The 11,192-nt window shown below is 66.3% G+C and carries 11 protein-coding genes; 6 read left to right on the forward strand and 5 right to left on the reverse strand.

Features of this window, described 5'->3' with window-relative positions; all coding sequences use genetic code 11:
- From KGM94_RS19010 to KGM94_RS19020, 3 genes are all read left to right on the forward strand, one after another.
- The coding region (locus KGM94_RS19010) for a molybdopterin-dependent oxidoreductase (protein ID WP_300262811.1) at positions 1-540 on the forward strand (540 nt) is incomplete at its 5' end.
- Positions 541-551: 11 nt separating this feature from the next.
- Positions 552-860, forward strand: a complete 309-nt coding sequence (locus tag KGM94_RS19015) for a cytochrome c (RefSeq protein WP_300262814.1) — start codon at positions 552-554, stop codon at positions 858-860.
- A gap of 210 nt (positions 861-1,070) precedes the next feature.
- Positions 1,071-1,271, forward strand: coding sequence for a cold-shock protein (locus KGM94_RS19020; protein WP_212461959.1), 201 nt, complete (start codon positions 1,071-1,073; stop codon positions 1,269-1,271).
- 165 nt (positions 1,272-1,436) lie between these two features.
- Here KGM94_RS19020 and KGM94_RS19025 read toward each other — a convergent pair whose 3' ends face one another.
- Positions 1,437-1,898: an Lrp/AsnC ligand binding domain-containing protein gene (locus tag KGM94_RS19025; protein WP_300262823.1), complete on the reverse strand. Its 462-nt coding sequence runs from the start codon at positions 1,896-1,898 to the stop codon at positions 1,437-1,439.
- Positions 1,899-2,012: 114 nt separating this feature from the next.
- On the opposite strand from KGM94_RS19025, the gene putA reads away from it, so the two are divergent.
- Positions 2,013-5,012: a bifunctional proline dehydrogenase/L-glutamate gamma-semialdehyde dehydrogenase PutA gene (gene putA, locus KGM94_RS19030; protein ID WP_300262825.1), complete on the forward strand. Its 3,000-nt coding sequence runs from the start codon at positions 2,013-2,015 to the stop codon at positions 5,010-5,012.
- A gap of 110 nt (positions 5,013-5,122) precedes the next feature.
- Complete coding sequence (locus tag KGM94_RS19035; protein ID WP_300262828.1) at positions 5,123-6,328, forward strand: CoA transferase; 1,206 nt, start codon at positions 5,123-5,125, stop codon at positions 6,326-6,328.
- Between the two features lie 7 nt (positions 6,329-6,335).
- Here the strand turns inward: KGM94_RS19035 and KGM94_RS19040 are convergent, their stop codons facing one another.
- Both KGM94_RS19040 and KGM94_RS19045 read right to left on the reverse strand, forming a co-directional pair.
- Entirely contained in the window at positions 6,336-7,871 is a 1,536-nt protein-coding gene (locus KGM94_RS19040; RefSeq protein ID WP_300262831.1) for a hypothetical protein, read from the reverse strand.
- A 93-nt stretch (positions 7,872-7,964) separates the two neighbouring features.
- Complete coding sequence (locus KGM94_RS19045) at positions 7,965-8,909, reverse strand: hypothetical protein (RefSeq protein WP_300262834.1); 945 nt, start codon at positions 8,907-8,909, stop codon at positions 7,965-7,967.
- A 264-nt stretch (positions 8,910-9,173) separates the two neighbouring features.
- Between KGM94_RS19045 and KGM94_RS19050 the strand changes: the two genes are divergently transcribed.
- Positions 9,174-9,788, forward strand: a complete 615-nt coding sequence (locus KGM94_RS19050) for a glutathione S-transferase (protein WP_300262837.1) — start codon at positions 9,174-9,176, stop codon at positions 9,786-9,788.
- Between the two features lie 139 nt (positions 9,789-9,927).
- Here the strand turns inward: KGM94_RS19050 and KGM94_RS19055 are convergent, their stop codons facing one another.
- Both KGM94_RS19055 and KGM94_RS19060 read right to left on the reverse strand, forming a co-directional pair.
- Positions 9,928-10,482, reverse strand: a complete 555-nt coding sequence (locus tag KGM94_RS19055) for a hypothetical protein (RefSeq protein ID WP_300262841.1) — start codon at positions 10,480-10,482, stop codon at positions 9,928-9,930.
- A 193-nt stretch (positions 10,483-10,675) separates the two neighbouring features.
- Positions 10,676-10,888 (reverse strand): hypothetical protein, encoded by a 213-nt coding sequence (locus KGM94_RS19060; protein WP_300262843.1) that lies wholly within the window; start codon positions 10,886-10,888, stop codon positions 10,676-10,678.
- Positions 10,889-11,192: the final 304 nt, after the last annotated feature.

Here is an 11,192-nt window from a genome sequence, read left to right on the forward strand (position 1 = left end):
TTCCTCAACGGCTTCCCGCTGCGCCTCATCGTGCCCGGCTATTACGGCACCTACTGGGTCAAGCACCTCAACGAGATCACGGTGATCGACGGCGTGTACGACGGCTTCTGGATGAAGTCGGCCTACCGTATCCCCGACACGCCCTGCAATTGCATCGAGCCCGGCACGGCGCCGAAGGCGACGATCCCGATCAACCGCTTCACCGTGCGCTCCTTCATCACCAGCGTCCCCGACGGCGCCAAGCTCAAGGCGGGCAGCACGACGCTGCGCGGCATCGCCTTCGACGGCGGCAAGGGCATCAAGGAGGTCGCGGTCTCGACCGATGGTGGCAAGACCTGGGCCCAGGCCAAGCTCGGCAAGGACCTCGGCAAATATTCCTTCCGGGAGTGGAAGCTGGCGGTGAAGCTCGCAGCCGGCGCCCATGAATTGAAGGTCCGCGCCACCAGCAATGGCGGCGAGACGCAGCCGGACCAGCCGCGCTGGAACCCGGCCGGGTACCTGCGCAACGTCGTCGAAATCGTTCGCGTGACCGCGGCCTGAGGGGGATGACCATGAAGCGAACCGTTCTCCCCCTGCTCGCCATCACGGCTGCGGCCGCCCTTGGCTCGGCAATCGCCGCGCCGATCTCCTATCGGCTGCCGCCCGAGGTGGCCGCCTTCAGGCCGGGGCCCAATCTCGACGTGGTCAAGAACAACTGCACCGCCTGCCACTCCGCCGACTACGTCAACACGCAGCCGCCGATGAAGAACAAGAAGGAGTTTTGGCAGGCCGAGGTGACCAAGATGATCAAGGTCTACGGTGCGCCGATCGAGGATGCCGACATCGGCAAGATCGTCGATTATCTTGCCGCGGCCTATTGAGGAGTTATCTGCGGGCGGCGGTGCCGCATGAGCGCGAAACGGGCAAAACCGGCAAAACCGCCGCCATACGGTGCGATTTCCGGCCAAACGCCATGATCGTTTGATCTATCAAGCCCGCGACATTCCGCGTATCCTGTTACTTCCGAACCGGCCGGTTGGCGGGGACTGGCGGTTCGGCTGTCTTGGAGGAAGGCCCGCGGAGAAGACGTGATGCCCAAAGGTACGGTCAAGTGGTTCAACCCGACGAAGGGTTACGGTTTCATTCAGCCCTCGTCGGGGGGCAAGGATGTGTTCGTGCATATCTCGGCGGTGCAGAAGGCCGGTCTGTCGACCCTGAACGAGGGGCAGACGGTGGAATATGAAGAGATCGCAAACCGGGGCAAGACGTCGGCAGAGAACCTCAAGGTATAAGCCCGAAGGCTTAGCCACCTCCCGGAGTCCTTCCGGGAGCGGGGCCCAATCCATTTCGAGACGACGACAAGTGCATTCGACAGGCGTTGCGATTGCGCGTGGGTTGCGTTTTGCGCCCGTCGCTCCTGAATACGCCAGCCTCCCTGACAATCGCGACGGCACCTCTCAGCCCACCGGCAAGGGTGCGTCGCGCTTGATCTCTTCCATCACCGCATAGGTGCGCGTCTCGCGCACGCCCGGCATCGACAGCAACCGCTCGCCGAGGAAGCGGCGGTACGCGGTCATGTCCGGAAGCCGCGCCTTCACCAGATAGTCGAAGCCGCCGGCGACCATGTGACACTCCAGCACTTCCGGCGCGAGTTTCACGGCGCGGGCGAAGCGTTCGAAATTCTCCGGGGTGGTCTTGTCGAGCAGGACCTCGACGAACACCAAAAGCCCAAGCCCGAGGCGGTGCGGATTGAGCCGCGCGCCATAGCCTTCGACGAAGCCCTCGCGCTGCAGCCGCTTCAGCCGTTCGCCGATCGAGGTCGGCGACAGGCCGATGCGCTCGGCGAGCTCGACATTGGCGATGCGTCCATCCTCTTGAAGGATCGAGAGGATTTTGCGGTCTATACGATCCAGATCCATATTATCTGCGGAGTATTCTTGGTTTCAGTTTATTTCCTAAGGCAAAATCAGTAATTTGTCTATCGAGCTACGGCAAACAGGCGACTAGGGTTCGAACCGTCACAGGAAGCACCCATGCCGATCGACCTTCCGCCCTTCAGCGCGCTTTATGCCCCCGATGATGCCGGGCTTGCCGCCCGGCTCTTACGGACGGCGCCTCTCGCCCCGCCGCAGGAGGCGCGGATCGACCGCACCGCGACGCGGCTGATCGAGGCGATGCGCGGCAATGACGACCCGCTCGGCGGGGTCGAGGACATGCTGCGCGAGTTCGCGCTTTCCACCAAGGAGGGCCTCGCGCTGATGGTGCTCGCCGAAGCCCTGCTCCGCGTGCCCGACGCGCGCACCGCCGACCAGTTCATCGAGGACAAGCTCGGCGAGGGCGACTTCGTCCATCACGAAACGAAGTCGAGCGCCTTCCTCGTCAATGCCTCGGCCTGGGCGCTCGGCCTGTCGGCTCGGGTGATCCAGCCGGGCGAGACGCCGGAGGGCACCATCGGCCGGCTCGTGAAGCGGCTCGGTGCACCTGCCGTGCGCGCTGCGACCCGCCAGGCGATGCGCTTGATGGGCAATCACTTCGTGCTCGGCGAGACCATCGAACAGGCGCTCGAGCGCGCACGGCCGCGCCCGGGCCAACAGCTGCGCTACTCCTTCGACATGCTCGGCGAAGGCGCGCGCACGGCATCCGACGCGCAGCGCTATTTCGATGCCTATGCCAGCGCGATTCTGACCATCGGCAAATCCGCGGGCAGCCATCCCCTGCCCGACCGGCCCGGCATCTCCGTGAAGCTGTCGGCGCTGCATCCGCGCTTCGAGGCGATCAGCCGCGGCCGCGTGATGACGGATCTGGTGCCACGCCTGCTCGATCTCGCCAGGCGCGCCAAGGCCCATGACCTCAACTTCACCGTCGATGCCGAGGAGGCCGACCGGCTGGAACTGTCGCTCGACGTGATCGCCGCAACGCTCGCCGATGCTTCGCTCGCCGGCTGGGACGGCTTTGGGCTGGCGATCCAGGCCTATCAAAAGCGCGCGAGCGCGGTGATCGACTACGTCGACGGACTCTCGCGCGCGCTCGAGCGCAGGCTGATGGTGCGGCTGGTCAAGGGCGCCTATTGGGACACCGAGATCAAGCGCGCGCAGGAGCGCGGGCTCGACGGCTATCCCGTGTTCACGCGCAAGGCGATGACCGACCTCAACTACGTCGCCTGCGCGCAACAGCTCCTGGCCTTGCGGCCGCGCCTGTTCCCGCAATTCGCAACCCACAATGCGTTGACCGTCGCGACCATGCTCGAGCTCGCCGGCAGCGACGGCGGTTTCGAGTTCCAGCGCCTGCACGGCATGGGGGAGGCGCTCTATCAACAGCTCGCGCAGGACTATCCCGAGCTTGCCTGTCGCACCTACGCGCCGGTCGGCAGCCACCGCGATCTCCTCGCCTATCTGGTGCGCAGGCTGCTCGAAAACGGCGCCAACTCCTCCTTCGTGGCGCTGGCCTCGGACGATCGCGTCCCGGTCGCGACACTGCTGCGGCGACCCGCCGATATCATCGTCCGGGCGGACCGGGCCTGCCATCCGAAAATTCCCTTGCCGCGCGACCTGTTCGCGCCGGAACGGCGGAACTCGCGCGGCATCGAGTTCGGCGAGCGTGCCGCGCTCGAGCGCCTGCTCGCCGACATCGCCGCCGAGAAAGCCGATCTCGGGAAGATCCCCGACGCCACACCCGAGCAGGCGAACGCGGCGGTTGCCGCCACGCGCGCGGGCTTCGCGGCGTGGAGCCGCACGCCGGCAGCAGCCAGAGCAGCCGCGCTGGAGCAGGCCGCGCATCTCCTGGAGCAGCGCGCAGCGCATTTCATGGCGCTCCTGCAGCGCGAAGGCGGCAAGACGCTCGACGACGCCGTCTCCGAGGTGCGCGAGGCCGCCGACTTCTGCCGCTACTATGCCGCTCAGGGCCGAAGGCTGTTCGGCGCAGGCAAGGCCATGCCCGGCCCGACCGGCGAGAGCAATCTGCTCGGCTTGCGCGGGCGCGGCGTGTTCGTCGCGATCTCGCCCTGGAATTTTCCGCTCGCGATCTTCCTCGGCCAGGTCGCGGCGGCGCTGATGGCCGGCAACAGCGTGGTCGCAAAACCCGCCGAGCAGACGCCTCGGATCGCCGCCGAGGCCGTAGGGCTGCTGCATGAGGCCGGCATTCCCGCAAGCGTGCTGCAACTCGTCACCGGCGACGGCCGGATCGGCGCGGCGCTGACCGCGCACCCGGAGATCGCCGGCGTCGTCTTCACCGGCTCGACCGAGGTCGCGCGTGCCATCAACCGCACGCTGGCGGCCAAGGACGGACCGATCGTGCCGCTGATCGCCGAGACCGGCGGCATCAACGCCATGATCGCGGACGCGACCGCGCTGCCCGAACAGGTCGCCGACGACGTCGTCACCTCGGCCTTCCGCTCCGCCGGCCAGCGCTGCTCGGCGTTGCGGATTCTGTTCGTGCAGGAGGACGTCGCCGACCGCATCATCGAGATGATCGCGGGCGCCGCACGCGAATTGAAGGTCGGTGCAGCCTCCGATCTCGCGACCCATGTCGGGCCGGTGATCGACCGCGAGGCCAAGCAGCGGCTCGACGCCCACATCGCGCGCATGACGAAGGAAGCGCGGCTGCACTTCGCAGGTGTCGCGCCGGAAGGCTGCTTCGTCACGCCGCACATCTTCGAGCTCGAGGATGCCGGCCAACTCACCGAGGAGGTGTTCGGCCCCATCCTGCACGTCGTGCGCTATGCGGCCGAGGACCTCGGCTCCGTGCTGCGGGCGATCGAACGCACCGGCTATGGGCTGACGCTCGGCATCCATTCCCGCATCGACGACACCGTGGAGGCGATCATCGCACGGCTTGCGGTCGGCAACGTCTACGTCAACCGCAACATGATCGGCGCCGTGGTCGGCGTGCAGCCGTTCGGCGGCAGCGGCCTCTCCGGCACCGGGCCCAAGGCGGGAGGACCGCACTATCTGGCGCGCTTCGCCACCGAGCAGACGGTCACCGTCAACACCGCTGCGGCCGGCGGCAACGCCGCGCTGCTTGCGGGCGAGGAATAGGCCATCGAGGAACGTTGCATCCCGTCCAAACATCGGTCAAATGGTCCGCAGGCAGCGGAGCGCTAATTCCAGCGCGCGGGAAACAACAAGAGCGAGGGAGCAACGCCACGATGGAAAAGGGCATCTTTGACGGCCTGAAGGTTCTGGATTGCGCGAGCTTCATCGCCGCCCCCGCCGCCGCGACCGTGCTGTCCGATTTCGGCGCCGACGTCATCAAGATCGAGCCGCCGGGCATGGGCGACCCCTATCGCAACCTGCCCAACCTGCCCGGCTATCCCGCGAGCGAGCACAATTTCGCCTGGCTGCTGGAGGCGCGGAACAAGCGCAGCATCGCACTCGACCTGACCAAGCCCGACGCCCAGGCCGTGCTCTACAAGCTCGTAGAACAGGCGGACGTCTTCATCACCAACATGCCGCCGCAGGTGCGCGCCAAGCTCGGCATCACCCATGAGCACCTCGGCCATCTCAACGAGCGGCTGATCTACGCCTCCTTCACCGGCTACGGCGAGAAGGGCGAAGAGGCCAACAAGCCGGGCTTCGACAGCAACGCCTATTGGGCGCGCTCGGGCCTGATGGATCTCGTGCGCGCCGACATCCACACCACGCCGGCCCGTTCGGTCGCCGGCATGGGCGACCACCCCTGCGCCATGGCGTTCTACGGCGCGATCGTCACCGCGCTTTATCAGCGCGAGAAGACCGGCAAGGGATCGCATGTCGCCTCCAACCTGATGGCGAACGGGGTGTGGGCCGCGAGCGTGCTGGCGCAGGCAAAGCTCTGCGGCGCCAAGTTCGGCGAGCGGCGGCCGCGCGAGCGCGCGCTCAACGCGGTCGCCAACCACTATCAGTGCCGGGACGACCGCTGGCTCATCCTGTCGCTGCTGAATGAAGAGAGGCAGTGGCCGACGCTCGCCCGCTGCCTCGGGCGCGAGGACCTGATCGCCGATCCGCGCTTCGCCACCAAGCCGGACCGCCACGCGCGCTCGGTCGAGCTGATCAGGATTTTGGACGAGGTGTTCGCCACCCGCGACCTCGCCGAATGGCGAAAGATCCTCGACGGCAGCGGCCTGGTGTTCGGCGTCGTCGGCATCCTCGACGACATCCCCAACGACCGGCAGATGCTCGACAACGAGGTGCTGGTGCCGTTCGAGAACGACACCATGCTCACCATCAACAGCCCGATCTGGATCGACGGTGCGAAGAAGGTGCAGCCGAAGAAACCGCCCGGCGTCGGCGAACACTCCGACGAGATATTGCGCAAGGCCGGCTACGACGAGGCGGCGATCAAGACGCTGCGCGCGTCGGGAGCGGTGGGGTAACGAGCGGCTAGCGAGTCCGCACGAAGCACATGCCCATCCCGGAGGCCGCGCCCCGAACCTGGCACGTCAGGCCCCTGGCGCAGGTCCATGAGCCAAAACTCCTGTCGGCGTTTCCCGATCCCGCCGCCTGCAGATAACAGGAGGCGCCCCAGCCGTCCTGATACTCGGTTCCCGCCAGTTCCGTACTGCCGCGGGTCTGCGGCCGGCTGGTGAAGCCCCGCGAGAAATCAGGCGGCCTGCCGTCGCGAAAGGCCGCGAGGATGTCCCGGCGACGGACCTGGTCGCCGAAGAAATGCGGCGAGGCCGGCACGATGGCGGACGGCTTGTCCGCCAGCCAGTCGACGCCGGGGAAATGGAAGCCGCCGATGCCGCGGGTCTGGTGGCAGCCGGCGCAGGTAATGTCGTTCAACCGGCGCTGGAAGCCAGCGACCGAGCGGATGTTCTGGAGCGCGATGCCGCGCGCGGCCGCCTGCTTCAGCGCGCCGACCACGTCGCCGTCGGTGAGCACGGGATCGCGCTTGCTCTCGCCCTCTCCTTGCATCAGTCCGAATTCCGGCTGCAGCTTCGAGGATGCCACGCCTGCAGGCGTTGGTACGACTGCAGCCTTGGCGAGGAATTTTTCCGGGATCAGCACCGTGCCGCGATCGAACGCGCCAAAATGTTCGGGCGCGAGCAGCCACGCCTTGAACTCGCGACCGAGATCGCCGTCGGAGAGAATCCGGTCGCGGTCGATCTGGTTCTCGAGGGGCGACTCCTCGAACACCTTGGCATCCGCATCGTACCTGAACACTTTCAGCAAATAGTCGGTCCGGAAATCGCGCAGCGCCGATTTCGGCGCGAACGCGATCTGGATGTTGGTCTCGATGCGATCCAGCAACGCATCCTGCGGGACGGCTTCGCGATCGATCAGGTCCAGCCAGCCGTCGTTGCCAAGCCAGCGCCGGGCGATCTCCGCACAGGTGACGATCTTGCCGTCGCGGTTCTTCTGTCCGTCGTGCTTCGCCTTCAGGACCAGATTGAGGGTCATCGGCAGCCGCGTCGGCGTCTTGCCGTCGTCCGGCTCGATGCGGACGAGACGATAGATCAGCCGGATCTCGCCGCAGGAGGCTTCTGCCACATAGGCGCGGTCCATGCGGTTGACGATGCCCGCCAGTACGAAGCGCGTCCGGCTGGAGTTCAGCGCGGCGCGGTCGAACAGTTGAACGGCAAAGCCGTCGCCCACGCCGATGGTATCGCCGGGAGAACTCGCCAGGTGGCGCGCGACGTAGCGATCGAACTCCGCGTCGATCGCCGGACGAATCCGCGCGAGTTGGGGCAACGTGGCGAACAGCACGTCGGTCGTGAGCGGAAAGTCCGCATTACGCGCGGGCCACAGCAGGCGCGAGAGGCTCAGGACGTCGGTCTGGTCGAGCTCGCGCAACAGCGCGGGATCGGTGATCGCCGTGCCGCGTTCCAGCGCCGCATTCTCGGCCGCCGGGAGCGGTGGCGCGCCGCCGCAGAGGACGGCGAGGGCGACCAGAATACGAACGGCGCGGCGGCTCATGCCTCCACTAACACCGCGCCGGCAAAGCTATTCAAGCCAAAAGGCGCTTCACATCGCGGTGAAGCGCCTCTCTCGAATTCGGCCGGTCGCGGCTCAGCGTGCGACGATCAGGCCTTTGCTCGTGACCACCACCCAGCGGCCGTCCTGGCGGCGGATGGCATCGATCCGACCGAGCCCCGGCACGGGATCGCCGGCATAGACTTCATAGAGGCCCCTGCGGCTCTCGATCAGCGCGCCGCCGTGGGCAACTTCGCGCAGCCGCCATCCCTCGACCGTCGGCAGGCGGCCGATTTCGGTCTTGGGCGGCGTGGCTGCGGCGGGTGCTGCCGCCTGCGCGGGAGCCGCGGCGGCCGTTTGAGCCGGCGCGATCGAGCCGGTCGTTTCCTTTGGCGCAGCCGCCTGCGCAGTTACCGCCGGCGGCGCGGCGCGGAGCTTGTCGACGGCCTCGGACAGCTTTGCGATTCTCACCATCGGCTCAGCCTGCGCCTTCTCGAGCTTGTCGAGACGGTCGCTGGTCTTGTTGAACTGGCCGACGCCCGCCTTGGCGGTGTGCTCGAGATTGGCCTTCAGCGCGACGATGTCGGCGTCGATCCGTGCGACGGACGCTTCCAGCGCGGTGTCGTCGGCCGCGGCCGGTGCTTCATTCGCGGCAAAGTGCATGACGCCGGCGGTCGCCAGCGCACCGCTGATGGCGCCGACGATCGCGGCGAGCGCAACCACGGCCGCCATCGCCGACAGCCGGCGCGTACTGCGCGCGTCCTGCGTCGCATCGGGCCTGGCGTCCAGGTGCTCGCGATCCCATGCGCGTTCGGAGGACGCCATCACGATCAGCTTGCCGGCCTTCGGCTCGGGCTCGGCCGCTGCGCGGGGCTTCGACACATCGGCCTTGGAGGCTTCGGCCTTGGGCGCGTCCGGCTTTGGCGCATCAGGCTTGGGCGGCGTCTCGTGGTCGGGGGCAATCGAGGGGGCCTCGGCGTGCGCCACCGGGCTCGGCTCGGCCGAAGCCTCGGGGGGCTGCGCGCCGGCTCGTTCGGGCATTTGTTCGCTCACGGCTCGAATACTCCAGTCAGGATTGACCTTTTGGTAACTTTCATTGCTTGCGAAATCCTTACCGCGGGTCCCGCTTACCGAAATTTTAGGAACTCATCCGGGGCCGAATTGGGCCGGGATGGTGGAGCCGGCATGGCGGGCAGACAGCGAAATTGCGGGCTCCGGGCCGCCCCCATTTGACAAAGCCGGGCCCGGCTTGTTCATGGAACCGGCAAGCCTGCCGACAAGAAAATATTCCATGGGGAGAAACGCATGAAGCTCTACGATTCCGTCGGTCCCAACCCGCGCATTGTCCGCATGTTCATGGCGGAGAAGGGCATCGACATCCCGAAGCAGACCGTCGATCTGCGCGGCGGCGAGAACCGGCAGGACGCGCATCTGAAGCGCAATCCCATGGGCCAGATGCCGACGCTGGAGCTGGACGACGGCAGTCACCTCGCCGAGATCGTCGCGATCTGCGAGTATCTCGAGGAGAAGCAGCCCAACCCGCCGCTGATCGGATCGACGCCGGAGGAGCGCGCGGAGTGCCGGATGTGGACGCGCCGCGTCGACCTCAACATCGCCGAGCCGCTACTGAACGGCTTCCGCTTCGGCGAAGGGCTGAAGCTGTTCCAGAACCGCATCACCTGCCTGCCCGAAGCCTCGCCCGGGCTGAAGAAGATCGCCGCCAATCGCCTGCAATGGCTCAATGAGCAGATGGCCGACGGTCGGGAATATCTCTGCGGCAAGCGCTTCACGTTCGCCGACGTCTTTCTCTACGGCATGCTCGATTTCGCCGGCCAGGTCGGCCAGCCGCTCGATCCCGCCAACACCCACATCGCCACCTGGTTCAAGCGCGTGGGCGCGCGGCCGTCGGTGAAGGCTTGAACCGCACCGTCATTGCGAGGAGCGGAAGCGACGAAGCAATCCATACCGTCCCACGGACGCATTTCTGGATTGCTTCGCGGAGCCTGTCATCGGGCCGCGCTTCGCGCGGACCCGTTGGCTCGCAATGACGGAGAGCCTTTCACATGCTCCGCAGGCTCGCAAACAGCGCGAGCCCAAACAGCGCGAGCGCGCCGAGGATGAAGCCGAGCAGGAACGTCCACGCGCGCGAGCGGCGCGGCTTTTTCGCGGCCGCGGGCTTCGGCTCCGGCGTCACCACCATCGCATGCTCGCGCTCGATCATCCGGCGCGCGACGTAGTCGGTCACCGCATCGACGATCACCGGCACGTCGTGCGATTCGGCGAGCACGATGCGGCCGAAGCGGGTGTCCTGCACGAAGCGGTACATGCGCTTGTCGCGGCCCATCACGATGTGGGCGACCACGTCGATCCACAGCCGCGGCGTCTCGCCCTGGCTGACGCCGCGGTCGAACAGATCGACCTGCTCCGGCACCTCCGCAAACAGCGGGTCGAGCGCGTCGTTGAGGATCTCCAGCCGCGCCACCTCGGCGTCGCGCAAATCGACCACGACGCCGGTACGGTCGGCCGCCTCGATCCGCGCCTTCCAAAGCGCATCGCGCAGCCGCACCGGACGCGGCTGGCTGGCATTGCTCCCGCCGTTCTGCGGCTCTGACATGTTCGGCCTCGTCACTGGACAATCGCCGTTAGCCTAGCAGCAACCATGATCTCCGCAAAGCGCGTTCAATTCCAGGTACTTAGCCACTTCTCATAAACTCTCCTCGCCATGTCCCAAAAAGAAGACGGCCCCACCCGGCGCACGCCGGACGAGGCCGTCCATTCCTGGACCCATTCAGTTCAGCGGCAGCGCTTCAGGACGCCGGCGCGCGGTGCGGCTCTTCCACGATCGAGAAGCGGACGCCGGCCTTGTGACGGTTCTCTTCCGAGACCTCGCGCCAGCAATCCTCGGCTTCCTTGCGGGTCTTGAACGGGCCTTTGACCTGGGCCGAGCCTTCCACGAGCTTGTGGAAGTTCATCGAGCCGAACTCGCCGCCAATCACCCAGAAATTGCTGCCTTTGGTCATCGTGCTCTCCTATTCAGCCACTTGTCCGATCCGCGCGCATCGCCAATCGACAAATTTGACAGTGCATCGCGAAACGCGTCGTGAGAGCTAAACGCGAGAAAGCCAAGCGAGTATAGAGCACTTGTCATTGAATGGTGATGTCATGTAACATAAGAACATGTAATAGATGTTATTTTGTAAATTTTGTCACAATAAGGGGTCACGACGCCTGACCTTCACGCGCCTGGGATAACCGCGATGCCCGCCGATTCCGATTTCTTCCCCCTCTCCCCGTTCTTACGGGGAGAGGGTCGGGGTGAGGGGC

Source organism: Bradyrhizobium sp. (assembly GCF_028868675.1).
Lineage (GTDB): Bacteria > Pseudomonadota > Alphaproteobacteria > Rhizobiales > Xanthobacteraceae > Bradyrhizobium.

Coding starts and splice junctions, on each gene's coding strand:
- KGM94_RS19015 (WP_300262814.1), top strand. CDS start 552: ATGAAGCGAACCGTTCTCCCCCTGCTCGCCATCACGGCTGCGGCCGCC.
- KGM94_RS19020 (WP_212461959.1), top strand. CDS start 1,071: ATGCCCAAAGGTACGGTCAAGTGGTTCAACCCGACGAAGGGTTACGGT.
- KGM94_RS19025 (WP_300262823.1), bottom strand. CDS start 1,898: ATGGATCTGGATCGTATAGACCGCAAAATCCTCTCGATCCTTCAAGAG.
- putA (WP_300262825.1), top strand. CDS start 2,013: ATGCCGATCGACCTTCCGCCCTTCAGCGCGCTTTATGCCCCCGATGAT.
- KGM94_RS19035 (WP_300262828.1), top strand. CDS start 5,123: ATGGAAAAGGGCATCTTTGACGGCCTGAAGGTTCTGGATTGCGCGAGC.
- KGM94_RS19040 (WP_300262831.1), bottom strand. CDS start 7,871: ATGAGCCGCCGCGCCGTTCGTATTCTGGTCGCCCTCGCCGTCCTCTGC.
- KGM94_RS19045 (WP_300262834.1), bottom strand. CDS start 8,909: ATGCCCGAACGAGCCGGCGCGCAGCCCCCCGAGGCTTCGGCCGAGCCG.
- KGM94_RS19050 (WP_300262837.1), top strand. CDS start 9,174: ATGAAGCTCTACGATTCCGTCGGTCCCAACCCGCGCATTGTCCGCATG.
- KGM94_RS19055 (WP_300262841.1), bottom strand. CDS start 10,482: ATGTCAGAGCCGCAGAACGGCGGGAGCAATGCCAGCCAGCCGCGTCCG.
- KGM94_RS19060 (WP_300262843.1), bottom strand. CDS start 10,888: ATGACCAAAGGCAGCAATTTCTGGGTGATTGGCGGCGAGTTCGGCTCG.